The organism is Blastocatellia bacterium (assembly GCA_035275065.1).
Lineage (GTDB): Bacteria > Acidobacteriota > Blastocatellia > UBA7656 > UBA7656 > DATENM01.
Map to the genome: position 1 here is coordinate 50,770 of DATENM010000061.1, position 25,249 is coordinate 76,018.

Genomic DNA, 25,249 nt, shown 5'->3' on the forward strand with positions numbered 1-25,249 from the left:
CAAATCCGAACCCATCACTGACACGCGATTATGACGACGAAGTTTTTTCAAGCAGCAATTCTTCTTCTACTGTTGTCGACATTGCTCGCGGCGCAAGCGCCGCCGACCACCACGCCATCGCGCAAGCCCTCGCTCAAACGCGACCGCACGCAACGCATCCTCTACCCGAAGATCATTCAGTATGAAGACGAGCGCTGGTCGCAGAATGACCTGTTAGAAATATTACAACTGCCGCACGGGGGGGCGCGCCGCCGCGCCTTGCTGGCGATGGCGCGCATCGGCTATCCGAGCGCCCTGGGCGCGCTCGTTGATGTATTGAACGCCGACCGCAGCGCCGAAAACCGCGACCCGGAATTGCGCGCCCTGGCCGCTTTCGCGCTCGGCGAGATCGAAAGCCAACACGCCGCCAGCTACCTGGTGCAGCACATCGACCCGGCGGTCGAGTCGTCCGTGCTGGTGCGCGCCCGCTGCGCCGAAGCGCTCGGCAAGATCGCTTCCAGCAAGATGGCCGCCGCGGCGCTCGGCGATTATGGCGTCAAAGGCATCGCCGAGCAGCTTGTGGCCTTGCTGCCGTCGCCGGAAAAACCGTTCGCCAGCGAAGATCATAAGCTGCTGGTCGAGCTAACCTTGACGGCGCTCTTGCGCCTGCGCCAGCCGACGACCGTCGAAGCGATCAGTACGCAACTGCATTCGCCCGACCCCGACATACGCTGGCAGGCGGCCAACGCCCTGGCGCGCATTCGCGACGGCATTCAGCCCGCCGTGACTCACCTGCTGCCTTTGCTCGACGACACCAACCCGCTGGTGCGGGCCAACGCCGCGCGCGCGCTCGGCGTCGCCAAAGCGGCACCGGCGACGGATGGCTTAATCAAGCGGCTCGCTGACACCGACGCGCGCGTCGTCGCCGCGGCCATCAACGCGCTCGGCGCCATCGCCGACGCCAAAGCGGTTGACCCGCTCGTCGCCTCAGGCAATGCGCAGTTGGCCGATTACCGCGCTTTCGACCGCGACAAGTCAGGCGTGCCGCCGCAGCAAAATCTCTTGCTGTTGATCGCCACGGCGCTCGGCAACATCAAGGACCCGCGCGCCCTGCCCTTCCTCAAAGCCTTGCGGCAGGCCGATGGCAAGCTCGGCGCTTTCCCCGAAGTCGAAGTCGCGCTGGCGCGCTTCGGCGAAAAAGAGTTCTTTGATGTGCCGGCGGCCGTAAAGCTGGCGGCGAATGATTGGCGGGCGATGGCCTATTACGCGCAGGGTCTCGGGCAGCTCGGCGGCGAGCGGGCGCGCGCGATCTTGCTCGATCTACTCAGCGGCAAAAGTTACGGAAAGCCCGACAGCCGTGCCTTGCCGAATATTCTCAATGCCATGGCGGCCGCGAAAGTCGAAGGCTTGCGCGACACGCTGCTCGAACAACTGAAAGCCGATGATGTCGTCGTGCGCGCCACGGCTGCCGAATTGTTAGGCGATACGGATGACGCCAGCGAGAAGGTGACGAGCGCCCTGGAAGCGGCTTATAAAGCGGCGCGCAAGGACCCGATGAATGACGCCCGCGTGGCTATTCTCGAAGCCGCGCAGAAGCTCAAGCACCCGCTGAACCTGCAAGCCCTGGCCGACGAGACGCGCGACGAAGATTATGTCGTCCGCCGCAAGGCTGCCGAGCTGCTGGTGCAATCAAAGTTCGATATGAGCGCGCAGAAGCTGACCATCGGCAAGGTCGCCACAGGCCATGACAAGAAGTACTGGCAGCGCATGGCACAGCTCACGGAATCGCGGCAGCGGCCCGTCGCCGTGATTCATACCCGGAAGGGCGACATCCGCATCGAGCTTTACAGTCAGGACGCGCCGATGACCGTGGATAATTTCATGAAGCTGGCGCGCTCAGGCTATTACAACGGCCTGGAGTTCGTGCGCGTCGTGCCGAACTTCGTGATTCAAGGCGGCGACCCGCGCGGCGATCAGAACGGCGGGCCGGGTTATCAGATACGCGATGAGATCAACCTGCGACGTTACCAGACGGGCACCGTCGGGATGGCGCTGTCGGGCAAGGACACCGGCGGCAGCCAGTTCTTCATCACGCACGCGCCGCAGCCGCATCTGGATGGCGGCTATACGGTCTTCGGGCAGGTCATCGAAGGAATGGATGTGGTGAACCGCATCGCTCGCGGCGATAAGATGGAGCGCGTCGAGATCATCGAGCCGAAATAAGCAGCGGCCCGACTGTCGTCTGATAGCGGGGCTCAAATCGGTTAAGAGGGGAAGATAAGAGGATGAAAAACGTTCAATTTATCACTGACGAAGAAGGCAACCGAACCGCCGTCATCCTGCCAATAGATGAGTATGAGCATCTCCTGGAAGACCTGCACTTGATTCGTGTCTACGAAGAAAGCCGCGACGAGCCGCGTCGTTCATTCGCTGAAGTCGTCGAAGAGATGCGGCAGGCCGGAGAGATTGATGTATAGCGTGACGATAACCTCGCGTGCCGAGCGAGACATGAAACGACTTGAACGATCAGTCAAGAACCGAATCGTGACCGCCATTCTCGCTCCCGGAAATGATCCCCGCCCGCCGGGCTGCGTCAAGGTTAAAAGCGAACACCGACTTTGGCGAATTCGCATCGCTGATTGGCGCGTCGGTTACGAAATAGATGATGCCGCCAATGAGGTAGCCGTCATCAGAATCGCTCACCGCCGCGAATTCTATGATTGAGTTGAAAGCGAGGCAGGAATAAGGGCGGCCAGTCTTTTATTCGTCATGCACCGCCACCCCTCGTCGCGGATATGAACGGATCAGCTAAAGGATGGCGGCATAAAATCATTCGAGGCGCTTGATTCGGCGGAACGCTTACCGGCCTGGCAGAACCGTATATGCACCAGCGCCCCGAATCCCCTTTACCTGTCAACGCCCTTTCTGTTTTATGGCGAAGGTCTGATTGCCGATGTGATGGTGGCGGGCCGCCGCAAACGAGGCCCACGCATGACGACAAGCACGACACCCGCGCCCGCCGCCGAGTTGCGGCGCACGCTGCGGGCGAAAGATTATTTCACCTTCGCTTTCGGCTCGATGGTCGGAGTCGGCTGGATGGTGGTGATTGACGATTGGCTCGGGCGGGGCGGCGCGATGGGCGCGATGCTCGGCTTTTTGATCGGCGGGCTGGCGCTCTTCCCCATCGGCTACGTCTACGGGCGGCTGACCGAAAAACTGCCCGACGCCGGCAGCGAAGTCGCTTACACGAGCGCCGTCTTCGCAGACCGCGTCAGCTTCGCCACCGGGTGGACGATGACGCTGGCGTACCTGATCGTCTGCCCCTACGAAGCGGTGGCCATCGGGCGCGTCGCCGCTTACGTCTTCCCGCAGATGAACACGATAGAGATGTACCGCGTCGCCGGCTACCCGGTCTACCTGCCGCACCTGATCGCCGGGCTAGGGCTGACGGCGCTAATAACCTATATCAACCATCGCGGCGTACAGCTGAGCGCCCGCTTCCAGAACGTCACCACCTTCGGGCTGCTTGCGGTCTTTGTGGTCTTCGCCACACTCGGCCTGCTGCGCGGCGATACGGCAAACTGGCAGCCGTTGTTTGCCGACCAAAGAGGCGTGACCGGCGCGCTGGTCTCGACCCTGCTGGTGCTGCAAATCGTCCCGTATTTCATGACCGGCTTCGAGGCGGCGCCGAAGTGCGCCGAAGAGGCGGCGCGTGATTTTCAAGCGAAACATTTCGTGCGCATCATCTTTGTGGCGCTTGGCGCCGGCATCATCTTTTATGTCGGCGTCATCGCGGTGGTGACGCGGTTACAGCCGTGGCCGTCGCTGATTAACGAACGCTTCGCGACGGCGGTGGCCTTCGAGCGCGCCTTCGGCTCAAGGCTGCTGGTCGAAGTCATCATGCTGGCGGTCCTGCTGTCGCTGCTCAAGATCTTCAACGGCAACTTCATCACCGCGACGCGCCTGCTGTTCGCGATGGGCCGACGCCGGATGCTCGACCGCCGCCTCTCGGCCATTCACGGCGAATACCGCACGCCGACAGTGCCGGTCTTGTTTGTCGGCTTGATTACGGCGCTCGCGGCATTGCTTGGGCAGGCGGTGTTGATTCCGATCTCGGAAGTCGGCTCGCTGGCGTCTGCAACCGGGTGGCTGGCGACCTGCCTGGCTTTCTGTTTTGGGGCGGGCGGCGCGGTGACGCCGCGCTCGCGCATCACAGGGATTATCGGCGCGCTGATCGCCGTGGCGCTGATCGCCATGAAAGTGCTGCCCTGGGTTCCCGGCAGCTTTGGTAAATTTGAATACATTGCGCTCGGCGCATGGGCGCTGCTCGGGCTGACGCTCTGGCGGCGGCGCGGCAAGTCATCTCAAAATGGTCTGTAAGCGGGAGGCGGGAAAATCGCCGGCGAGCGACGGTCATGCGCCGTGAGCAATCGGCGCGGCTGGCGGCGTCAAGGGCAGTCGGCGCGGCGCACGCCCGGGATCAACCGGGAGGCCAGGTCAGGCTGCGCCCGCCGAGGACATGCGCGTGCAGGTGCGGCACCGACTGGCCGGCGGCGTCGCCCGTGTTGATGACGACGCGATATCCGCTCTCGGCAATGTCCATCTGGTTAGCGACCTTGGCGGCGACGTAAAGCAAGTGGCCCATCAAGGAGAGGTCGAGCTTTGACATGTCGTTGAGCGATTCCAGGTTGTGCTCGCGCGGGATGACCAGCACATGGACTGGCGCTTGCGGGTTGATATCTTTGATCACCACGACCTGATCGTCCTGGTAAATGAAATCCGCAGGCGTATCTTTGGCGGCGATGCTACAAAAGAGGCAGCTTTGTTCCGGCATGTTTTCCATAATCGTCTCACCCGTATTATCGTCCACGCTTTCAATCTCAGTCAAACTTAAAACAGTGATGAGTGATGAGCAAAGAAAGTAATGAGTAGAACCTTGTCCGGTACTCATCACTCGCCACTCGTTGCTCATCACTCATTCCTGAATCGCTCAATGCTCGCGCCGACGGCGCAGAGTTTCTCTTCGATCTTTTCATAGCCGCGGTCGATGTGATAGACGCGGTCAATGATCGTTTCGCCGCTGCTTGCCAGCCCCGCCAGCACCAGCGACGCCGAGGCCCGCAAGTCCGAAGCCTGAACGCGCGCGCCCATCAAGCCGCCGTCGCCTTCGACGACCGCCTGCCGCCCGCTCAAGCGAATCTTCGCGCCCATGCGCATCATCTCCAGCGCATGCATGAAGCGGTTCTCGAAGATCGTTTCGGTGATGATCGACGTGCCTTCGGCGAGCGTCATCAGCGCCATGTACTGCGCCTGCATATCTGTCGGGAATCCCGGAAAGGGCAGCGTCGTCACATCCGCCGGGCGCAGGCGGTCGGCGGCGCTGACGCGCAGTGAAAAGGCGTTCGGGCGCTCGATCTTCACGCCGGTCTCGGTGAACTTATCAATGGCGGCGCTCAGGTGTTGCGGGTTGCAATTGACGATGTCGAGCTGGCCGCCGGTCATGGCGGCGGCAGCAATGAAGGTGCCGGCTTCGATGCGGTCGGGGATGATCGTATGCTCGGCGCCGCCCAGGCGCTCGACGCCTTCGATGCGCATCTGGCTGCGGCCTGCGCCTTCGATGCGCGCCCCCATCTTGTTGAGCAATTCGGCCAAGTCAACGACTTCGGGCTCGCGCGCCGCATTGATTAGCGTCGTTTCGCCGTCGGCGAGCGCCGCCGCCATCATCAAGTTTTCGGTGCCGGTGACCGTCACCTTGTCGAAATAAATTTCGCGGCCCTGCAAACGCTTGGCGCGGGCGACGACATCGCCGCCTTCGAGCGTCACTGTGGCGCCGAGCTTTTCAAAGCCCGACAAGTGGAGGTCAATCGGGCGCTGGCCGATGGCGCAGCCGCCCGGCAGCGCCACCCGCGCTTCGCCGAAGCGCGCCAGCAGCGGCCCAAGCGCCAGCACCGAAGCGCGCATGGTCTTGACCAGATCGTAAGGCGCTTCGAACAGCTCGATCTTGTCGGCGGCGATCTTCAACGTCCGCAGCTCGGGCATCAGGATGTGCGAGCCGAGGTCTTCGAGCAGACGCCGCATGGTGATGATGTCACGCACGTAAGGCAGGTTGTGCAGTGTCACGGTTTCGGCGGTGAGCAAGGCCGCCGCCATGCACGGCAGTGCCGAGTTCTTTGCGCCGCTGATGGCAACGCGGCCCGATAGAGGCCGCCCGCCGACGATTCTGAATCTATCCATCCCCTCGCACCATCATTGAAAGCAGATTACTGACCAGTGATGTTAGCATACGCGCCGGAAGCCTGGACAGAAAAAGATGCCGCGATGCGTGTAACCTTTTTGCCGCGCGCGGTGTCTTAATCAGTAGAGGCTGCTCGCAGCCTGCAATTGAAGCCTGCGAAAGGGACCAGGTAATATCGAAAGTAGTGGAGAGGTAACAATGAGCAAATTGGGTAGAATGAAAAAAATGGGCATCGCATGCGCGATGGTCGCCGCGTTGACGGTCGGTGTGGCGGTCGCGCAGACCGCCGGTGAAGGCACCAGGGGTGGGCGTCACGGTCACTTTGGCCGCCACGGCGAGCGCGGTGAGTTTGGCATGATGGGCTTCCGTCATCTCGACCTGACCGACGCGCAGAAGGCGCAGCTCAAGCAGATTCATCAGAGCCACCGCCAGGCCATCGCGCCGCTGCGCGAGCAGATCAAGGCGAAGCGCCAGGAGATGCGCGCCGCGAGCGAAGGCGGCGCGGTCAACGAAGCGGCCATCACGCAGAAGCTCACAGAGATCGCGCCGCTCGAAGCCAAACTGATGGCCGAGCACGCGCGCATCCGCCAGGAGTCTTTGGCGGTGCTGACCGCGGAGCAGAAGGCCAGGCTCGACCAGATGCGCGAGCAGGCGAAGACGCGCTGGGCCGAGCGCCGCGCCAACAAAAAGGCCAACCAGCAGTAACCCTGACGGGCAGGCCCGACAGCTTGCGGGCCTGCCATTTTCACACGCTTGCACACGAGCGAGGCTAGCCATCGAGATCGAACAGGCTGCGGAGCAGGAACTGGTGAGCCTGGCGCGCCAGGGCAGCGAGCCGGCCTTTGAAGAGATCGTGCGCCGCCACAGCCCGCGCGTCTTCCAGATTGCCAGCCGTTTTTTTCGCCGCCGAGAGATGGTCGAAGAGGCCGCGCAAGAGGCTTTCCTGAAGGCTTACACCGAGATGTCGAGCTATGAAGGGCGCGGCTCGTTCGAAGGCTGGCTGGCGCGGCTGACGACGAATGTATGTTTGAACCTGCTGCGCAGCTCGCGGCGGCGGCCTGAAGCCGTCGTCGCCGACCTGACCGACGACGAAGGCGAATGGCTCGACAACCGGATGGCCGAACAATCGGCGGCGCGTCACCGCTCGGATGAACGAGGGAGAGTCGCCGCCGACCTCGCCGAAAAAATTTTGCGCGAGCTGTCGGCGGACGATCAAATGGTGTTGCTGTCGCTCGACGGCGACGACCTTTCGGTCAAAGAGGTGGCGGCGCTGACCGGCTGGAGCGAGGCCAATGTCAAGACCCGCGCCTCGCGCGCGCGCCGCCGAATGCGCGAAGCCGTCGAGGCGCTATTGAAACGCAGAAAGTAGAGCGCGCAAATGTGGCGCAAGGCGGTTAGCTTGCGCACGGACTAGCGCAAGCTAACCGCCTTGCGCCACTTCGGTGAATCTATGCGAGACCAGCACATCATCGAATGGCTTGAAGCAAAGCCCACGAGCCGCCTGCACGGCGACGAGCGGGCCGCCATCGAAGCGCACGTCGCCGATTGCGTTGACTGCCGGCGCGCCTATCAAGCGGCGCGGCTGGCCGAATCGTTGATCGCGGCGCGCGCCGCCGAGAGCCAGCCGGTTTCGCCCTTCTTCAAATCGCGGGTGATGGCGGCAATCAAAGACCGGCGGCTGACGACGGAAGCGCCCGCATGGCTGCGATGGTGGCGAGCCGCCGGGGCGCTGTTGCTGATGATGGCCACCGTGATGGTGATCTTGATCGGCCTGACCGTCTTCGACTATCCCCTGTCATCGCAAGCGCCGGAATCTATCACCAGCCAGAACAGCTATTCGCTCGATGACGTCGTGCTGGGCGTAGACGATACGAGCGATGACGCGGCGGCTTACGATCAGGTGCTCGGGACGATGTACGGCGCGGAGGGTGGCGATGGAGACTAGCGTGAAGAACAAGTGGCAGATTCGCCTGGCGGTTCTGCTGATCTTCGTCATCGGCTTCGTCGCCGGGGCGCTGGCGATGAACGCTTACCGCGCGCGCCGTGTGTCCGCGGGCGCGACGAATCGCCGCGGCAGGTTCGAGCGCGTGATGGAGCAGTTGAATCTGAGCGCCGAGCAGCGCGATCAGGTGAAAGCGATCTTTGATGAGGCGCGCGCCCAGTTGACCGAGATGCGCCGCGAATCGCAGCCGCGATTCCGCGCCGTGCGCGAACAGACCGACGCACGATTGCGCGGCGTGCTGAACACGGACCAGTGGGAGCAATTCCAAAAACTGACGAGCGAGTTTAAAGACCGACGCTCACGCCGCGGCAATCGCGACGCCGAGCCCTAGAAGCCCATTGCTCAATGGCCTGCGGCTGAAAAGCCCTGAAGGTCGGGGCGACCTTGCAACCTCAGGGGTAATCTGAAGTAGTCACTGAATGACCAGCATGACTTTGGCGGAACGTGTGCGGCCCGCGCTGTCTTTCCCTACGAACGTCAGCTCGTGAGCGCCGACCGCGGCTCCGCCCTTGACCTTGAATTTAAGGGTGACGCTATTCCCTGTTGTTGAGGCTTCAGGCGGCTTTACTTTGACGCCGATGCCGCCGCTGTCCACCGCTGCAATGTCAATATTGCCGGTAAAGCCTCCCGTGCGATTGATCGTCAAAACACTACGCCCCGTCGTGCCGCGCTCCGCCGTTACCGTCGCGGGCTCGAACGACAGCGAGAAGTCCGGCCCCGCAAGCGCCTCGCCGCGCTTCAAGATCATGCCGCCCGCCCCGACCGCGAAGACGGCACCGGCGCTGGCCGCGTGGACGCCGCGCAGGTCGGCGCTCACCCCGCTAACGTCGGCCACCCAGGTGCTGCCGCCATCGGTGGTGCCGACAATCGTGCCGCCATCGCCGACCGCCCAGCCGCGGTTTGAATCAAGGAAGTAAACGTCACGCAGGTTCGCCGTCGTGCCGCTGCTCTGCGACACCCAGCGACCGTTGCCCGTGTACTTCAAGATGGTGCCGCCGTTGCCGACCGCCCAGCCGCTGCTGAAGCTGAGCATCTGCACGGCGTTCAACTGCTGCGTGGTGCCGCTGCTTTGAAACTGAATGGGTAAGGGGCTGCTCAGCGTGATCGTCGCGATCAAACCTGACGCGCCGACCACCCATCCACCCGATGAATCCAGAATGTGTATATCCAGATATTTCAGCGAAGAAGACGCCGCCGAGACGATGCTGGCTGCTTCCGACAGGGCTCCCGTAGGACTTACATTGTAGATGGCGATGACGCCGACCGTGGTGGTTGACGAAGGCGAAAAGACGCCGTCGCCGCAAGTCCAGAACAGCTCCGGGACGCGCGGGAAGAAACCGTTATGAGAAACGTTCACCGCGACCAGAACGCTCTTCGGCAGCGGGGCAACCGTCCAGCTCGCGCCGCCATTCAGCGTCCGCCCGAACAGTGTGGGACTTGCCACAAAGCCGGCATTCTGGCTCAGGAAGCCGACCGTGCCAAAGCCTTTCGTGGGGTCCGCGCCGGTGGCGACGGCTGACCAGGTGTCGCCGCCATTGGTCGTATGCAGGAGGGTCGCGTTGGCCCCTGCCGCCCAGCCTTCGGCTTCGCTGACGAAATTGACCGACCGCAATTCCTGTGACGTGCCGCTCGGCTTCTGGCCCCAGGTCGCGGCTTGAGCCGATTCCAGGCGCGCGCCGGTCGGCGCGAATGGCGGCGGAGTTCCAGGCTCGTCGTTTGGCGTGGCGACCCGGTTGGTGACAAAGCGCACCACGCTCTCATCGGCACTGTCTTCAACGGCGAACCCGACATCTCCGTAGTAGAAGACCAGCATCTGGCGTTGCCAGATGACCGGCGGCGCTTCCGTCGCTACTTCGTCACCGCGCGCGTAGGTCGTCCGCACAGTGACCGGAATTGCCTCTGTGCGCGCCATAGCAGGCTGACTGTAGCGAGCCCGAATGGACGCGATAGTCGGCCCCTGCCCGTCGGCCACAGAGTAATAAACCTTACTCGACGGCGACCAGGACCTTTCCCGCTCGAAGCCATCGCGGGCTTCCTGACTGAACAGCGCCGCATCCGCGAGGATGGCTTCGCCGGAAGGGTTTTGACTTCCTGCCGCGGTCGTCTCAATCGTCAACCAGGTCGTGCTGATTAATGATATGAGAATGAATATGAGAATGAGGCTCCGTTTCACCTTGGTCCTCCTTGATGCGCGGGCCGTTTGTCGTTGCCTCCGGCTGATGGAAGGTGCTAACATGCCGACCTCTTCAGCGGTCTGACAATTCATCACCCCGCCATCAGCCGTCGGGTTTCATCATCTATATGCGCGAAGCGAAGCCGGAATGGTGGGGGTCGGGAAAAAAATTTCCACGCCTCGACCGCGCCTGATTGCAGAGCCCGGCCCGGCTGCCTCGTCCGCAAAAATGAACCCTTCGGCGGCACACGCAAGGAGGATAGCCCGATGAACACCCAGGTCCCGGAAGATGTGACGCAGTTGCTCCTGGAGTGGAGAAACGGCGATGCGGCGGCGCTGGAGCAGTTGATGCCGCTGGTCTACGACGAGTTGCGCCGCCTGGCGCGGCGCTGTTTGCGTCGCGAGCGTGCCGGCCACACGATGCAAACGACGACGCTCGTCCATGAGGCTTATCTGCGGCTGATCGATGCCCGCCGCGTGCCCTGGCATGACCGGGCGCATTTTTTCGCCATCGCCGCGCAACTGATGCGGCGCGTGCTCATCGATGAGGCCCGCAAGCGCCATTTCCAGAAGCGCGGCGGCACCCTGGCGCGCATCCCGCTCGCCGAGTCGTTGAAGGTTTCGCCCGAACGCGACGTCGAGTTGATGGCGCTCGACGAGGCGCTCGACCGCCTGGCCGCGTTTGCGCCGCGCAAGTGCCGTGTCGTCGAGTTGCGCTTCTTCGGCGGCTTGAGCATCGAGCAGACGGCAGTGGCGCTCGGCGTTTCGACCGACATCGTCAAACGCGAATGGCGCACGGCCAAGCTGTGGCTCTTGCGCGAGCTCGGCGGCGCGGGGGTGAGTGATGGACCAGACACAGTGGCAGCGCATTGAAGAACTGTTGCAGGAGGCGCTCGACCTGGAACCGGGCCGGCGGCAGGCATTTTTGGAAAGCGCCTGTGCCGGCGACGCACGGCTGCGCCGCGAAGTCGAGACCCTGCTCGGCAAAGAAGAACGGGCCAGGAGCTTCATGGAGACTCCGGCTTTCGCCTACCTCGCCACTGAGCGGGCCGCCGTCTCGCTGACCGGCGCGCACGTCAGCCATTACCGCGTCGAATCGCTGGTCGGCAGGGGCGGCATGGGCGAAGTCTACAGGGCGCGGGACGAAAACCTGCCGCGCACCGTGGCGCTGAAAATGTTGCCCGCCGAGTTTACGGCGGACGCCGACCGCGTGCGGCGCTTCGAGCAAGAAGCCTTCACGGCTTCAAAGCTCAATCACCCGAACATCATCACCATCTTTGAGATTCTGCACATCGAGGGGTCGCATTTCATCGCCAGCGAATACGTCGAAGGCCAAACCTTGCGCCAGCGGCTGACGGAGCCGGCGACGAATAAACGCCTGCGCCTCAGTGTCGGCCAGGCGATTGATATTGCCATCCAAGTCGCCAGCGCGCTCAAAGCGGCGCACACCGCCTGGATCATCCACCGCGACATCAAGCCCGAAAACATCATGGTACGCGCCGACGGCCTGGTGAAAGTGCTCGACTTCGGCATCGCCAAGCTGGGACAGGGCGGCGGGGAGACCGGGCGATGGGGTGATGCGGCGATGGGACGACAGGGGGAGAGGGGGAGACAGGGAGATAGCGGGACCATCGCCGCATCGCCGCTTCGCCCCATCGCCCCCTCGTCCCCACACTCCATCGCCGCGTCGTTCACGGTGCCGGGCGCGGTGATGGGCACGGCGAGTTATATGTCGCCGGAGCAGGCGCGCGGCGAGCCGCTCGACGGGCGCACGGATATCTTCTCGCTGGGCGCTGTGCTCTACGAGATGGTCACCGGCGAGCGGCTCTTCACCGGCGCGACGCGGGCGGAAGCCTTACAGGCGGCACGCGGCGGGCCGGCGGCGGCGCCGCATTATCGCTTCGAGCACGTCCCGAAAGAGCTGGAACGCATCATCCGCAGGGCGCTGCGCCAAGACCGCGACCAGCGCTACGCTTCGGCGGGCGAGATGTTGGTTGAATTGGAGTCGTTGAAGCATCGGCTGGAAAACCGCACCAGCCGGAGAGTGGCTAAGTTTAGCGCGCTGGCTTTGCTGGCGGTCATGTTGTTAGCGGGGGTCGCGACGCTGGCCTCGCGCAACGAAGTCTGGGACGAGCAGGTTTTACGCGATGGGCACACGGCGGCAGTGCGCCGCGCCGTCTTTTCACCCGACGGGCGCTTGCTGGTTTCAGTCGGTGAAGACAAGCAGGTCATCGTCTGGGACTTCGCGCGGCGCGAGCGGCTGGCGACCTTCAGCGATCACACGGACTGGGTCAGTACGGTCGCCTTCGCGCCGGATGGGAAGCGGTTCGCGACCGGCAGCTATGACCGCACGGTGATCGTCTGGGACGCCATCAAGCTGCAAAAGGAGGCCGTGCTACGCGGGCATCAAGCCCCCGTTAGCGCCGTGACTTTTTCGCCCGACGGGCAGGTGCTGGTGACTGTCGAAAAATCCCCCGCGCTCCGGGACCGCGCCACGCTCCTCTGGCGTGTGGGGAGCTGGGAGCAATTTGCCCAGATTCCGCTGGGGGCCAGCGATGTTCACTTGCTGCTCTTCCCGACGGCCGACAGGCGGATGGTTTACGACAATGCCACGACGCCGCTGCCGGACACCTGGAACGTGAGCACCGGCCAGCCGCTCGGCAATCTGTTCGACCCCGACTGGCGTGGTCAGAATGCGGCGTTCTCGCCTGACGGCACGCGGATGGTCAGTCTGCGGAGCGATGGTGAGGTCATCTTTGTCGACTTCAAGCGGCGGCGCACGCTCAGCCGCGAGCGGGCGCATCAAGACAACGGGCGCGCCGTCGCCTATTCGCCTGACGGGCGATTGGTGGCGACCGGCGCCGAGAACATCATCCTGTGGGACGCGCTGACGCGGCAAAAGATCACGACGATTGATTACCCGTCGATCATCTGGAGCGCGATGTTTTCACCCGACGGGCGCTGGCTAGTGACTACACATGGCGACGGCGCGATCCGCGTATGGGATGTCGTCGAACGGCGACGCGCCGTCGGCTTCAACGAGCACGACGGCGCGGTGCGCGCCGTCGCCTGGGCGCGCGATGGGAGGCGCTTCGCGTCGGCGGGCGAAGACCGAGTGATTATGATCTGGAACGCGGCGACCGGTCACAGAGAGATGCTGTTGGCCGGGCATCGCACGCGCGTGACCGGCATCGCCTTCGCAGCCGATGGCAAGACACTGGCATCGGCTGACATCGATGGGACGATTATCATCTGGGACCTCGAACAGCAACAGGAGCGGCTGCGGTTCGGAGATTCGGCGGGCAAAGACCCCAGCTACTGTCTGGCCCTATCGCCCGATGGCCGCACGGTCGCCACCTCGCACGGCGTGTATGAGAGCGCCAGCGGGCGGCGGCTGGCTCCCGGCCTCGACTACTGGTTGCACGCCAGCTCGATCTACGGCTTGGCCTTTTCAGCCGACGGCACACGGCTGGCGGCGGCCCATTCGTATGGCAATCAATTCTTATGTGACGCCACGACCTGGAGCGTCATCGAGCAGGCCGATCTAAACCCGCGACAATTCATCAGCGTGAGCTTTGCGCCGGACGGCAAACATCTGGTGACCGGCGAGGACGGCGGCACGGTTCAGCTCTGGACGACGCAGCCCCTGCGCCCGACAGCCGTGCTCGGCCAGCACGCGGCGCGCATTAAGTCGGTCGCTTTCTCGCCCGATGGCCGTCAAGTCGCCTCGGCGGGTGACGACAAACAGATCGCGCTGTGGGACGTCGGCAGCCGCAAGCTGATCATGCGCATCGGCCTGCACACCGCGCCGGTCTACGCTATCGCCTTCTCGCCCGATGGCACGCACTTAATCTCCGGCGAGCACGACCACTCGGTGCGATTGTACACGCGCCACCACACGCTCTGGGGCTTCCGCCTCGACTGATCGCCGGTCACAGCGAGAAGGCCAGGGTGTTGGATTCGATGCCGTCGTTGAGGACGCGAATTCCTGCCAATGCGGCAGTGGACTTGTCTAAGCCATTATTCTTCGGGAGTCGCCAAGTTGCTGTTATGCCTTGCTGCTTAGATTCTTTAAGTATTGGTCATAATCTATCGCTGGCACTGTACCGGTTTTCTGTAGACGCTTGAGCAAATTTAGAAAGAACGAGGCGAGCGCCAGAGAGCTGTCGCCTCTATTGATCTTAAGCTCACTACTATCGAAGTACTCCACATCAAAAGATCCAAGCGATATAGCACATCCCAGATCCAGTCTCTCATCTCTTCCTTGTTTCTCAAGCACTGCCTCAAATTTATCTCCCATTGGCGGTGTCCAAGCACTTCCATAAGCCAGAATGCCCGCAATAATTGAAGTCAGTGGGCGTGGCGCGTGTACCCCACCTGCATGGACTATTGGAATTGTTGTTCGCTTGAGTTTTCTTACCGAAGCGGCCTTGGCACTTGCGTACTTGAAGTTTGACCGGCTGAACTTCTGTTTCACTTCGAGCACGGCATAAACACTTTCGGCAGGTATGAATAGCTGCCGACTGTGATTATAAAGAACTGGATTATATTGCCTATCATAGATAACAATATCAATTTCTTCACTACACGTACCTGTTGAATCGACAACAAATGCTTTATCGAGACTATACCGTTTAGGCAGATGTGCCTCTAACATGGCCATCCAATTGGCTTCAGATGCTTCTCCTTTCGCTCCCGGATGATTGACAGCGGATCGTGTTCCTTTTAAGTTTGCCGTTAGCTGATCCTGAAGTGAGCGAAATAGATTCTTCATAGGCTTACTCAGGCGATGTTCCTCCTAGAAATCGGATGGGCAGAGGGAATGCGAAAGCATACTGCTTAACCTCATCTCGCCAGGATAATCCAGAGATAAGCTGTCCATACCACTGGCGGGGCGCCGGATCGCGGAAGCATGAGCCGCATTCAAGCTGAACCAAAGGCTTCTTAAACGGATTCTTGTCGCTCGCGAATGCCTCGCCTACCTTCCCATATTTGACCACCGCATTCCAGAATCCATCCGTAGGGTCATCCGGGGCCGGTACAAAGCGTGAAAGCGTCACAAAGCCATTTGCATTTACCACGTCAGCAAAACCAGAGAATAATTCGGGGAGAGTAAAACTCTCGACCTGACCATAACCAATAGATTTTCGTTTCCCATAACCACTCTCCATTAAATCGATCAGGAAGTCTTCGACAAGCGAGAGGGATTCATCCTCGATTCGCCAGTAGATCGTCAGGCGTGGCAGAATGATCTCGCGCATATCGAAAGGGTCGCCCGCCGTGTCGGTCAGGCGATTCACCCAATTCCTGGTTGTGGTATGCGGGTAGATCAACGCTTGAGCCTGATCCGCCAATGTTGAAGGCTCCAGGTCTTCGCCGCGCCGCCACTGGTTGAACTGCGCGAGCGTCAGCCACGAGGATTCGTACCGTCGTTTCATCTCCTGTTGACGCATCACGCGTTGATCCTTGGGCAAATCGTTTGCAGGCGCTTCGCGAACCCATATGGGGCGGGGCAAATATCCTGTGGGAAAGCCGTCGGAAAGCAGCACGGGCGGGTCGCCGTCGCCCTGCCTGACCATATATCGTTTGAGAAACTTCTCTAATGTCTCTGTTCCGTCACGGCGGGCGATAAACCAGCAGAGATGCCCAAACAAGGTATCGGCCTGCCACGGAGAGGCAGACGAAGAGCGGAGGGTAAGGGTTGACTGGTAGACTCGCATCGCTGCTTATTTATCGCCCGTCTTGTAGTCCAACTGTACCCAGCCATAACCGCGCGTGCCCGAACTTCCGAGCGTGTCCTGCGGCAGCCAATCCAGAGCCTGCCGGATGAAATTGATGATCTCCTGTTCGTCATCCTCCTCAAAGATGCGCACCGATAGGGTAAAGTCAAATTTCGTATCAGCCGGAACCCGCTCCTGCGTTCGCAGGCCGCCGTGCCCGGCGATGCCCGTATTGCGATTGATCCAGTTTTCTGACTTCACCTCAGCGAAGTTGACGCCCTGCGCTTGAGCCTCCGCCAGCCTGTCCTGTGATTCAGCGGCCAGCATTGCATCTCGCACAATCAGGCGCGTCGGCCCATGTTGATGGTCTGTCACCTTATGAGGCCCGAAGACGCGACAGACAAGACAATGTTTCTCCTTACAGCCATGCGGCTGGCCATCCGCAGCCACCTTGTTATGGCGGTACTCACTCAACGTGCGCAGCTTGCCCTTTAGTGAGGAGCCGGGAATGTAAGGGTGCTTGGTTATCGGGTGGCGAATGATTGGGTTATCCATTTCACCGATGCCAATGTCATCCTTACTGCCGCCGATGCGCAGACCGCTTTTACAGGTCAGCACGCCGGTAATCGGAACGTATTTCACCAGTTTCCAGGCCATAGTCAATCACCTCTACTTTGGTTTATACAGCGTGAAGTATGCGATCACGCTTTCAAAGTGCTCTAAGAATCCATTGCGAAAAGCTTGTTCGCTTTCCCGCGCTCGTTGCGCATTGACATCAATAAAGTCCAGTAACACCTCCAGGTCTTTACGCTTGTTCTGGCTTTGCTCTCTGCCGATCACCGAGGCCGCGAAAGGTTGCAGCTTGGCAATTCCGGGCACCAGCGCCTTGAAGTTCCTGGTATTGTCGAGTTGCTGTTCCAGGTTGCGCGACATGGTGAAGAAGCGCCGCAGCTGGCCGCTCGTCACTCCGGCATTTGACAGCACACATGCCACCAGGTCTGCGTCCTTGACGACGAGTTCTTCACGCAAGTTGCCATCTGCATCAAAGTAGCCAGTCTGGTCCAGCTGTTCCAGATAGACTTTGAACTTTGCCAACTCCCCCCTTTGCTGTGGCTGTGGACCTCGCGGCGCGTTGCCTCCACCTTTGGCTTTACTCACGCAATTACTGCAAAGGGTATGTCGGGCCTCCTTCGGCACAAAAGACGTTCCGCATTGTTTACATGCACGTTTTTCCATCCGTTCACCTATTCTTCTTTCTCCCTTCTGTTTAACAGAACCCACTGCGTGATCAGCCGCAAATGCTTCAGGACTCTGCGGGTGCTATTCCCCGGCGGAATCTCAAGCAGTTGCGTCGCCCATTTATAGAGGCCAGACTCGTTCTTCGCGCTGACGTTGCGGGCAATCTGATACGCGAGCATCGGATGATAACGTAAGCCAAGCAACTGGCGGTCTCGGTCGTAGCTTTGCCATAACTCTCCACAGCGTAGAAGGTGATAGAGAAAGCTCGATTTCGGCTTGTAGCTTCCTAGAGCTTTAACTTCTCCAACTAGCGGGGCAACCTCCTGCCATTCCAAAACCTCGCCCAGAATGCAAAGGCGATTTCGCCCCATATGCTTCGCCTTATCTAAGGCCACATCGGCCAGCTTGACCGTGTGAGCCAGAGGCAACCTTGGCTTGACGACCGCAATCCCCGCCGAGAGATTGATTTCAGGATGCCTGGTGTAGCACTTGAAGGCTTCGTATATTTCGCTGGCCAAGCTCATTGTGGTTTTACGCGGGCCGACGATCAGCAAATCATCACCGCCCGAATAGACCGTGTAACAATCCGTGTATTTCGTGCTCAACAACCATTCCAACCAGCCGGAGAAGAACCAGTCCAACTCACGGCTGAGCGCCGCCACGCGCGGTAGTGTATCAAGCCCCTCACCGGTGCCGTCGCGGCGCAAGCCTTCCTGGAAAACCTGGCCAAGATAATCGACATCGGCTTTGAGAATGCCAAGCAGCCCATCGCCGGCGATGTCGCTGAACGACTTGGGATTTCCGTCGTCATGGCGCGGGATGTAATTCGCCAAATAGCGAAACATCACTGGAAACTGCCCGGCCCGGCTTAGAGCGGGATCATTCAGCCGCACCAACAGAAACGCTCCTTGATGGGGTCGCTTATCTACTGTTGCGCTAAGCCCCAGACACGGAATTCGTCCTTCATTTCCTGTAAAGAAAGAAATGAACTGCGCACGGGTCAATTCCCGGCCCAGATGAAGTTGTTTGAAACATTGCGCGCAGATATCCGGCCCCGACGATTCACCATCCTCGCTATGCTCCGTCGCCGCAAAGCGACCACAGGATGCGCATACGCTTTCGCCATCAAAAGGTTGGCGCACGAAGATGTCAGCAGATCGCCACAGCCCTTCGCTTTGCAGCGCACCGGCCAGCCGTTGCGCCTTGCGCCGGCGCAGTTGCTCGTGCAACCGCGCCAGCACGCGGCTGAATTCTCCGGCGGCAAAACCGCCGTCGTCCATGCCTTGCCAGGCGAGGTTGATAGCCACCTCGCCATGAAAATCGTTCAGTAATGATTCATCAAACGCCTGTTGCAGGCGCTTCAACCGGTCGCCGGTATCGGGCAGCATCGGCAGCAGGATGTAAAACTTGCCCCCCGACGCCATCAAAAGATTCGTCAGTGGCAAGTCAAACTCACGGATCACCTGCAAGCTCGCCGCTTCGCTGAGAAGCTGGATATAAAAGGAACGGGCGCGCAGCCGTTTGGCGACTCCGCCAGCGCCGACTGTCGAGATGCCAAAGATATAATCTTGAATGCCGGATACGCCGCCGGTTAACAAGACACAACGCGGCGGATTCGGCGCTGCTATCGCGGATTCGGCGAGCGTATCGTTAGCCGCATGAAACTTATACAGACACGCGGCAATCGCTGTTGTGCTGCGCAGCCGGTCGTATAAAGAAATTTCCGGCGCGTTAGTTTGCGCGCCCGCGGGAATGCACCACCCATAAGTCTGCACCAGACTAAACAAGTGTGTGTAAACGCAATCGAAGTTGTCCCAGTTAATATAATGGCGCAATTCATCCAGCCGCTGCCTGAATGCCTGTTGATGATTGGCGACTTCCGCTGGCTTTGCCGACTCTGCTTCGAGATCAAAAAACGGCGGCGGTTCGGTCGTGTCGGTCGCTCTCAGCGGCTTTGCAGGGTAGTGGCGCGGGGCAGGCGTATGTGAATTGATGAGTTCGATGCAGTCGAAGACCGGTGCAAGTCCCGGCGTCCGAGATGACGGATGGGCTGTATCACCAGAGCGTTTCGGCGAGGCGAGGCGATCCGCGGCGCGCATCAGTTCAAGCAAAGCCCGGACATGCGCGCTTTCCGGCGCAGTGGAGGATGGCACAGCGCTTTTTCGGTAATGGAGAATCAGATTCTGAAGCAATTGGGCATCAACACAGCGAGCGAAATCATCCTGCCAGGCGGCAAAGGAGAAACCGGACGGCACAGCAGGCTCGGAAGCCGGCGTGGCGCGGCGCTCGGCTGGTTGAAGACACTCGTCCAGACCTTGCAGCAACACGGCCATCAAGAGGGTCTTTTCGTCTGAGGTCATCTTTAACACTCACCCGTATGTCGTGCGGCTGGTGCCGTTCGCCACGCGTTACGTGAGACTGTCTGCCATCGTCTTTGAGGGCTCGCCGTGCGGCATCACGATACGATACTTGCCCAGCCCAAAACTCGTTCCGGTTCCGATATGCAAGATTTCACCAGCCACCAGCAGGGGCAGAAAATCCCTCAGGGCTTCGCCTTCAAAATAGACCTCGCCGATGAAGCCACCGAGACTAACCTTCGTCTTTTGGCGGTTTGAGTAGCGCTCCCAATCCCACCAGCGCACGGCGGAGCAAGACGTTTTGACACCACCCGCCAGGTCAAGCAGAGCGCGATAATCCACGTCCAATGGGGCGCGCCCGTGTACAACGGCAAGCAATGAAACGCGGCGCAGCAGATTGCGCACCAGCAAGTCGAAGCTCAGCCCGACTTGCAGATCGCCCTCGACGCGAATGCGCGCCGGTGTCACAAAGCGCAAACCAATCGTGTCGGCGCTGAAGGGCGCTGCCGCCAGTTGCTCAAGCCGGCGGCTGATCAAATCACTGAGACACTTTGTCGCCTGGCCGGGCACTGTCAGGCGTTGCGTTTTTTCAGAGTAGACCTCAAGCGCGGCTCCCTGTTCATCTATGAGCGCCACATCGCTCAACTCGAAACGGCCTCGCTCGGCGCCCAATCCATGGCGAGCCATTTCACTCACCGCGTAAACGACGTAAGGCATAAATTCGCTGGCACGGCCCATCAACAGCAATTCAAAGGTCAGAGCGTCGCCGGTCTTGAGCATCCGCCTCTCTTCTGAAGTGGCGAGGCCGGACGATTGAACGAGGCGAACCGCTCGGCCATCTGCGAGTTGAATGGCGCTGCCGGGCTGCGGTGTCGCTTTGGCCTTATGCGAAGCCTGACTGGGCACGAATTGAGGGATGGGCGGCGTGAGAATAAACGGGTGTGGAGCGCGCTGCTGCCCGCGCAACAGCGAGATGTCCGACGGCGGCGGGGTTTCGAAGATATAGGGATAACCACAACGATCAGCCACCAGGCAGCGTTCACAATTGCGGTGCGCCATCACGCAAACCGCATCCTTCAGCGCCCGCCCGAACGCGCCGCGCAGGGTCGAGCCGAGGTAATGCGGGAGGCCGACCGCCCCGAAGGCCCGCAGGCGCAATTCGTAGCGCGAAAGATCAAGCGCGGCAAAATCCTCAGGTCGCATAAAACCGTTTCACCACCAGAGAACGTGCTAAGCGAAGGGCTGACACTAACGTAATAGCTACCTCTCAAGATCAGCAGCGCACCGCCCGGTGCGAAACCTGATGCTTGATTAACTAAAGGAAAGATCGTCCGAAGCCTTGGTATACCCGATTGATCTGCTCGTTGAGGAGCCAGCGAACGGCGCGGATGTTATCACCGAGATTAAGGGGAGTCAAGCCACCTGCAAAGTTAGATATTGCGAATTACCCGACTGCGGCGGTGTCTATTGCAAGCAAAGTGATTGTAATTCAGTCAGCCTGTGGCGGGCTCTGTCATTTCAATCCGCTATCAATCGCGTCTTAAATTCCAAGGGAACCATGCGAAGTGAAACATCTCAGTAGCATGAGTTTCAATCCGCTAATCATCGCGTCTTCAATTCCAAGATGGCAGTGTTTCGATGTTCGAGTTGAGCGCCTACAGTTTCAATCCGCTATCAATCGCGTCTTCAATTCAAAGAGCGTATTTTTGCCCGCAGACATCTACGCCCAAGCAGTCGCGTTTCAATCCGCTATTAATCGCGTCTTCAATTCCAAGCAAGCGCCGCTTGTTGCTGCTCATCCTTCGGTACAAGGTCGTTTCAATCCGCTATCAATCGCGTCTTCAATTCAAAGACGTCCAGCCGCTAAGGAGGCAGAAATGCCGATAAGGAGAAGTTTCAATCCGCTATCAATCGCGTCTTCAATTCCAAGCCCACGAATGAATTCACGGCGGACAGCCCGACTGCGGTTTCAATCCGCTAATAGTCGCGTCTTCAATTCAAAGGCTCTTCGCGGCGAATCTCGCGGCGGGCAGGAAGGAGTTTCAATCCGCTAATAATCGCGTCTTTAATTCAAAGCCTCATGGAACACCGATGGCGTGTCGGGGTATGTCGTTAGGTTTCAATCCGCTAATCATCGCGTCTTCAATTCTAAAATCATCGTGAGGTCAGTACCGCCTGCGGTAGCGGGCGGGTGCGACATCAGACCCGCCCGCGACCGCAGGCGGTACTGACTGATGGCCTCACGCCTCACTCTCATTTTGATCCGCAAGTCGGTATAAGTTAGATGCCTGTAAGAAATCCTGTGAGTCCCCAACTTAGGTCAATCTAGATGAAAGACAGGGTATACAGCTATAAGGATGGCTTCCTCTTTTTCCAAAGCTCGCTGCACGACATTTTGGAGTTCTTGCCCGTATTGCTCAATTACGTTGCGATCCTCTTCCCAACGAAAAGGCGTATCCGTGAAAAGAAGATTTATTTTGTCGGGCAATATTATTCCTGATGCCGAACGATATTTCCCGGAGGTTAGAGTCACTGTACAACCGCCAAACGCGTAACTGAGCTCATCGCCTAACTCATCAAGAATGCGGCTATAAATAGGGTCCGGCAAATCAGGGATGAAAATCTCAATGCGAACCTTCTCTGATCGAGGCAATAAGTTTCTCCTTACGTTTTGAGAACGCTTTAACTCGCTTCAATGCCTGCTGGCGATCAACGGTTTCCCGTTTGGGCCGTTCGATTTTGATTTCCTTCTTCAGCGGTTTCATTGTCACCTCTAGCAAGATTATTATTGAGAAGGTCTAATGCTGGCAAGACTATTAAGGCGGGAATTTAATAACGATAAGCCGAGCAGCGTCTAACCAGCCGTTGCAGCGGAGACCGTGCCACGCTGCTCTTAAACTTTCTTTCAATGCCATTCACAGCCCCGCTGAACGCGAGCGTTCGATGGCGTTCTTTCGCAGGGTTCTGTAATCACCCGGGTTTCAATCCGCTAATAATCGCGTCTTCAATTCCAAGCGCTGGGTCAGCGGTTTGACCCGAAGGGGTGCCAGTGCGGGTTTCAATCCGCTAATAGTCGCGTCTTCAATTCCAAGCCCCACAACATTCGGGAGGTTTTATGCGGTATACATTGTTTCAATCCGCTAATAGTCGCGTCTTCAATTCCAAGATGGAACAGAAGCTGTTTGCGTTTCTGTCCAGAGGGCGGTTTCAATCCGCTAATAGTCCCGTCTTCAATTCCAAGGACCGTTAAAGACAATTGTCCCAACGAGGAGATCACGCAGGTTTCAATCCGCTAATAGTCGCGTCTTCAATTCCAAGACCACAACGGGGTGTCGGAAACAGCAGAACTACGGTTTCAATCCGCTAATAATCGCGTCTTCAATTCCAAGAATGTATGAGTGATGACAAACCAGGCGACGGCGCGTTTCAATCCGCTGATGATCGCGTCTTCAATTCCAAGTGAACAACTCCGTCGTCGTTGTGGCCGCTCGGCTTATGTTTCAATCCGCTAATGATCGCGTCTTCAATTCCAAGCGCTGGGTCAGCGGTTTGACCCGAAGGGGTGCCAGTGCGGGTTTCAATCCGCTAATGATCGCGTCTTCAATTCCAAGAGCGGCGAAGAAGCCACCAAGGTCGGATGCCACAAAAGTTTCAATCCGCTAATGATCGCGTCTTCAATTCCAAGTGCAGTCCGCTTGCCGGAGATTGCTGCCCGTCAAAGAGTTTCAATCCGCTAATGATCGCGTCTTCAATTCCAAGAAGTCGAAAGTTGAGTGGGCTAACAGGCCCGCTTGCGTTTCAATCCGCTAATGATCGCGTCTTCAATTCCAAGGCGCCCCTAAGAAGCCTTGCGAGCTTCAAATTATGGGGTTTCAATCCGCTAATGATCGCGTCTTCAATTCCAAGATCAGGCTTCTACTCTGCCTGGAAGGCACCGTAATCGGGTTTCAATCCGCTAATGATCGCGTCTTCAATTCCAAGAGATTAGCCATGTGGCAAAGAAAGGAGGAGAGTATGTTTCAATCCGCTAATGATCGCGTCTTCAATTCCAAGCGAGGCTATAGCTACGGACCGCCGGGACGCGGCCTGTTTCAATCCGCTAATGATCGCGTCTTCAATTCCAAGGATATAGCGCACGGTCGGACGGTCAAAGGCGTTAAAGTTTCAATCCGCTAATGATCGCGTCTTCAATTCCAAGAAAAGACACTGAAACGCTCGATAAGCTGTACCTTGAGTGGTGTTTCAATCCGCTAATGATCGCGTCTTCAATTCCAAGATAAGGGAGCAATACGAGTATTGCGAAGTCTTACTGTTTCAATCCGCTAATGATCGCGTCTTCAATTCCAAGACTATGTCACTAGGCCTGATGGCCTGGCAAAAACATGTTTCAATCCGCTAATGATCGCGTCTTCAATTCCAAGACGCCGCTGACCTTGCCACGACGAATGCTGACCTTACGTTTCAATCCGCTAATGATCGCGTCTTCAATTCCAAGCTAGGTAAACAGCGGTCGTACTTCGCCGTCACTTACGTTTCAATCCGCTAATGATCGCGTCTTCAATTCCAAGAAAGATGAACCTTGCCCTCCCATTCACCTTCGCGGGGTTTCAATCCGCTAATGATGGCGTCTTCAATTCCAAGGTTGCTATAGTCGCTGTAGAGGCTGACCCCTTTGGGTTTCAATCCGCTAATGATCGCGTCTTCAATTCCAAGATGAGATTCAGCGCGTGCAGACTGAGATGACGACTCGCATGTTTCAATCCGCTAATGATCGCGTCTTCAATTCCAAGAGAAAAGTGAGGCAGAGCAACTCTGCTAAGTTTTAAATGTTTCAATCCGCTAATGATCGCGTCTTCAATTCCAAGAACCGGCTCAAAGAAGCAGACGTCATCGTGTACGCGTTTCAATCCGCTAATGATCGCGTCTTCAATTCCAAGAAAACCGAAAGGGTAACGACCCTACAGCGAGCCTTGGCAGGTTTCAATCCGCTAATGATCGCGTCTTCAATTCCAAGTGAAAGGAGGCGATCATGAGTGGCGGGCCTCCGATCCGTTTCAATCCGCTAATGATCGCGTCTTCAATTCCAAGAAGACCTTAAGGAAGCCGAAGGGCAAGCGGCACAGAGTTTCAATCCGCTAATGATCGCGTCTTCAATTCCAAGGCAGCCAACAGCGGCCACAGTATTTCCACGGCCCATCGTTGTTTCAATCCGCTAATGATCGCGTCTTCAATTCCAAGTGCTCGCCGGTAACGGCCAATCTTGACCGGCTGCGTCGTTTCAATCCGCTAATGATCGCGTCTTCAATTCCAAGGAGAGGGCGGCGATTGACGACGCGAAAGGCGGTGGGTTTCAATCCGCTAATGATCGCGTCTTCAATTCCAAGCTGCAAAGTTCCATTTGCTAACTAAGGAGTTTTATGAGTTTCAATCCGCTAATGATCGCGTCTTCAATTCCAAGAGACCCCATTTTGCGGCCTTCATTTTCAAGACTTTAAGTGCCCATTCCGGCTAACCCCGATTTTTTGCCGCAAATTCTACCGGCTC

The 25,249-nt window shown here is 58.8% G+C and carries 21 protein-coding genes and 1 CRISPR repeat array; of the genes, 10 read left to right on the forward strand and 11 right to left on the reverse strand.

Annotated elements, in window-relative coordinates; translation table 11 throughout:
* Window positions 1-30 precede the first annotated feature (30 nt).
* The 4 genes from VJ464_13985 (at window position 31) to VJ464_14000 (ending at window position 4,359) form a co-directional block, all read left to right on the forward strand.
* A complete protein-coding gene (locus tag VJ464_13985; GenBank protein HKQ06240.1) occupies window positions 31-2,202 on the forward strand; it encodes a peptidylprolyl isomerase in 2,172 nt (723 codons plus the stop codon).
* Between the two features lie 62 nt (window positions 2,203-2,264).
* Window positions 2,265-2,456 carry a hypothetical protein gene (locus VJ464_13990; GenBank protein HKQ06241.1) on the forward strand — a complete coding sequence of 64 codons (192 nt, stop codon included), beginning with the start codon at window positions 2,265-2,267 and terminating at the stop codon, window positions 2,454-2,456.
* On the forward strand, window positions 2,449-2,703 hold the full coding sequence (locus tag VJ464_13995; GenBank protein HKQ06242.1) for a type II toxin-antitoxin system RelE/ParE family toxin: 255 nt from the start codon (window positions 2,449-2,451) through the stop codon (window positions 2,701-2,703). Before VJ464_13990 ends, VJ464_13995 begins: the two co-directional genes overlap by 8 nt.
* Window positions 2,704-2,970: 267 nt before the next feature.
* Window positions 2,971-4,359, forward strand: a complete 1,389-nt coding sequence (locus tag VJ464_14000; protein HKQ06243.1) for an APC family permease — start codon at window positions 2,971-2,973, stop codon at window positions 4,357-4,359.
* 100 nt (window positions 4,360-4,459) lie between these two features.
* Here VJ464_14000 and VJ464_14005 read toward each other — a convergent pair whose 3' ends face one another.
* Entirely contained in the window at window positions 4,460-4,813 is a 354-nt protein-coding gene (locus VJ464_14005; GenBank protein HKQ06244.1) for a histidine triad nucleotide-binding protein, read from the reverse strand.
* Window positions 4,814-4,950: 137 nt separating this feature from the next.
* Complete coding sequence (murA, locus tag VJ464_14010; protein HKQ06245.1) at window positions 4,951-6,213, reverse strand: UDP-N-acetylglucosamine 1-carboxyvinyltransferase; 1,263 nt, start codon at window positions 6,211-6,213, stop codon at window positions 4,951-4,953.
* Between the two features lie 226 nt (window positions 6,214-6,439).
* Here murA and VJ464_14015 point away from each other — a divergent pair, with 226 nt between their 5' ends.
* The 4 genes from VJ464_14015 to VJ464_14030 all read left to right on the forward strand — a co-directional run bounded on the left by VJ464_14015 (window position 6,440) and on the right by VJ464_14030 (window position 8,547).
* Complete coding sequence (locus tag VJ464_14015; protein HKQ06246.1) at window positions 6,440-6,919, forward strand: Spy/CpxP family protein refolding chaperone; 480 nt, start codon at window positions 6,440-6,442, stop codon at window positions 6,917-6,919.
* Between the two features lie 103 nt (window positions 6,920-7,022).
* Entirely contained in the window at window positions 7,023-7,583 is a 561-nt protein-coding gene (locus VJ464_14020; GenBank protein ID HKQ06247.1) for an RNA polymerase sigma factor, read from the forward strand.
* An 81-nt stretch (window positions 7,584-7,664) separates the two neighbouring features.
* Entirely contained in the window at window positions 7,665-8,159 is a 495-nt protein-coding gene (locus tag VJ464_14025) for a hypothetical protein (protein HKQ06248.1), read from the forward strand.
* Window positions 8,149-8,547 (forward strand): periplasmic heavy metal sensor, encoded by a 399-nt coding sequence (locus VJ464_14030; GenBank protein HKQ06249.1) that lies wholly within the window; start codon window positions 8,149-8,151, stop codon window positions 8,545-8,547. Before VJ464_14025 ends, VJ464_14030 begins: the two co-directional genes overlap by 11 nt.
* A gap of 81 nt (window positions 8,548-8,628) precedes the next feature.
* Here the strand turns inward: VJ464_14030 and VJ464_14035 are convergent, their stop codons facing one another.
* Entirely contained in the window at window positions 8,629-10,389 is a 1,761-nt protein-coding gene (locus tag VJ464_14035; GenBank protein HKQ06250.1) for a YCF48-related protein, read from the reverse strand.
* A 267-nt stretch (window positions 10,390-10,656) separates the two neighbouring features.
* Here VJ464_14035 and VJ464_14040 point away from each other — a divergent pair, with 267 nt between their 5' ends.
* Both VJ464_14040 and VJ464_14045 read left to right on the forward strand, forming a co-directional pair.
* Window positions 10,657-11,262 (forward strand): sigma-70 family RNA polymerase sigma factor, encoded by a 606-nt coding sequence (locus tag VJ464_14040; protein ID HKQ06251.1) that lies wholly within the window; start codon window positions 10,657-10,659, stop codon window positions 11,260-11,262.
* A complete protein-coding gene (locus VJ464_14045; protein HKQ06252.1) occupies window positions 11,234-14,314 on the forward strand; it encodes a protein kinase in 3,081 nt (1,026 codons plus the stop codon). The genes VJ464_14040 and VJ464_14045 overlap by 29 nt, the downstream gene beginning before the upstream one ends.
* A gap of 123 nt (window positions 14,315-14,437) precedes the next feature.
* Here the strand turns inward: VJ464_14045 and VJ464_14050 are convergent, their stop codons facing one another.
* From VJ464_14050 to VJ464_14085, 8 genes are all read right to left on the reverse strand, one after another.
* Entirely contained in the window at window positions 14,438-15,163 is a 726-nt protein-coding gene (locus VJ464_14050) for a DUF6602 domain-containing protein (GenBank protein HKQ06253.1), read from the reverse strand.
* Window positions 15,164-15,167: 4 nt separating this feature from the next.
* A complete protein-coding gene (locus VJ464_14055; GenBank protein HKQ06254.1) occupies window positions 15,168-16,043 on the reverse strand; it encodes a hypothetical protein in 876 nt (291 codons plus the stop codon).
* A 72-nt stretch (window positions 16,044-16,115) separates the two neighbouring features.
* Window positions 16,116-16,766, reverse strand: coding sequence for a type III-A CRISPR-associated RAMP protein Csm3 (csm3, locus tag VJ464_14060; GenBank protein HKQ06255.1), 651 nt, complete (start codon window positions 16,764-16,766; stop codon window positions 16,116-16,118).
* Window positions 16,767-16,778: 12 nt separating this feature from the next.
* Window positions 16,779-17,345 carry a type III-A CRISPR-associated protein Csm2 gene (csm2, locus tag VJ464_14065; GenBank protein ID HKQ06256.1) on the reverse strand — a complete coding sequence of 189 codons (567 nt, stop codon included), beginning with the start codon at window positions 17,343-17,345 and terminating at the stop codon, window positions 16,779-16,781.
* 8 nt (window positions 17,346-17,353) lie between these two features.
* Window positions 17,354-19,708 (reverse strand): type III-A CRISPR-associated protein Cas10/Csm1, encoded by a 2,355-nt coding sequence (gene cas10, locus VJ464_14070; protein HKQ06257.1) that lies wholly within the window; start codon window positions 19,706-19,708, stop codon window positions 17,354-17,356.
* A 48-nt stretch (window positions 19,709-19,756) separates the two neighbouring features.
* Window positions 19,757-20,908, reverse strand: coding sequence for a CRISPR system precrRNA processing endoribonuclease RAMP protein Cas6 (gene cas6 / locus VJ464_14075; GenBank protein HKQ06258.1), 1,152 nt, complete (start codon window positions 20,906-20,908; stop codon window positions 19,757-19,759).
* A 1,117-nt stretch (window positions 20,909-22,025) separates the two neighbouring features.
* Window positions 22,026-22,358: a hypothetical protein gene (locus VJ464_14080; GenBank protein ID HKQ06259.1), complete on the reverse strand. Its 333-nt coding sequence runs from the start codon at window positions 22,356-22,358 to the stop codon at window positions 22,026-22,028.
* Window positions 22,330-22,470: a hypothetical protein gene (locus VJ464_14085; GenBank protein ID HKQ06260.1), complete on the reverse strand. Its 141-nt coding sequence runs from the start codon at window positions 22,468-22,470 to the stop codon at window positions 22,330-22,332. The genes VJ464_14080 and VJ464_14085 overlap by 29 nt, the downstream gene beginning before the upstream one ends.
* A 213-nt stretch (window positions 22,471-22,683) precedes the next feature.
* A CRISPR array of direct repeats spans window positions 22,684-25,163; the repeat unit is 37 nt; unit sequence GTTTCAATCCGCTAATGATCGCGTCTTCAATTCCAAG.
* Window positions 25,164-25,249: the final 86 nt, after the last annotated feature.

What these genes read in the sequence shown, in the direction of transcription:
- cas10 (HKQ06257.1), bottom strand. Translation starts at nt 19,708, where the DNA reads ATGACCTCAGACGAAAAGACCCTCTTGATGGCCGTGTTGCTGCAAGGT.
- VJ464_14005 (HKQ06244.1), bottom strand. Translation starts at nt 4,813, where the DNA reads ATGCCGGAACAAAGCTGCCTCTTTTGTAGCATCGCCGCCAAAGATACG.
- VJ464_14030 (HKQ06249.1), top strand. Translation starts at nt 8,149, where the DNA reads ATGGAGACTAGCGTGAAGAACAAGTGGCAGATTCGCCTGGCGGTTCTG.
- csm2 (HKQ06256.1), bottom strand. Translation starts at nt 17,345, where the DNA reads ATGGAAAAACGTGCATGTAAACAATGCGGAACGTCTTTTGTGCCGAAG.
- VJ464_14045 (HKQ06252.1), top strand. Translation starts at nt 11,234, where the DNA reads ATGGACCAGACACAGTGGCAGCGCATTGAAGAACTGTTGCAGGAGGCG.
- VJ464_14025 (HKQ06248.1), top strand. Translation starts at nt 7,665, where the DNA reads ATGCGAGACCAGCACATCATCGAATGGCTTGAAGCAAAGCCCACGAGC.
- murA (HKQ06245.1), bottom strand. Translation starts at nt 6,213, where the DNA reads ATGGATAGATTCAGAATCGTCGGCGGGCGGCCTCTATCGGGCCGCGTT.
- VJ464_14015 (HKQ06246.1), top strand. Translation starts at nt 6,440, where the DNA reads ATGGGCATCGCATGCGCGATGGTCGCCGCGTTGACGGTCGGTGTGGCG.
- cas6 (HKQ06258.1), bottom strand. Translation starts at nt 20,908, where the DNA reads ATGCGACCTGAGGATTTTGCCGCGCTTGATCTTTCGCGCTACGAATTG.
- csm3 (HKQ06255.1), bottom strand. Translation starts at nt 16,766, where the DNA reads ATGGCCTGGAAACTGGTGAAATACGTTCCGATTACCGGCGTGCTGACC.
- VJ464_13985 (HKQ06240.1), top strand. Translation starts at nt 31, where the DNA reads ATGACGACGAAGTTTTTTCAAGCAGCAATTCTTCTTCTACTGTTGTCG.
- VJ464_14000 (HKQ06243.1), top strand. Translation starts at nt 2,971, where the DNA reads ATGACGACAAGCACGACACCCGCGCCCGCCGCCGAGTTGCGGCGCACG.
- VJ464_14050 (HKQ06253.1), bottom strand. Translation starts at nt 15,163, where the DNA reads ATGAAGAATCTATTTCGCTCACTTCAGGATCAGCTAACGGCAAACTTA.
- VJ464_13990 (HKQ06241.1), top strand. Translation starts at nt 2,265, where the DNA reads ATGAAAAACGTTCAATTTATCACTGACGAAGAAGGCAACCGAACCGCC.
- VJ464_14085 (HKQ06260.1), bottom strand. Translation starts at nt 22,470, where the DNA reads ATGAAACCGCTGAAGAAGGAAATCAAAATCGAACGGCCCAAACGGGAA.
- VJ464_13995 (HKQ06242.1), top strand. Translation starts at nt 2,449, where the DNA reads ATGTATAGCGTGACGATAACCTCGCGTGCCGAGCGAGACATGAAACGA.
- VJ464_14040 (HKQ06251.1), top strand. Translation starts at nt 10,657, where the DNA reads ATGAACACCCAGGTCCCGGAAGATGTGACGCAGTTGCTCCTGGAGTGG.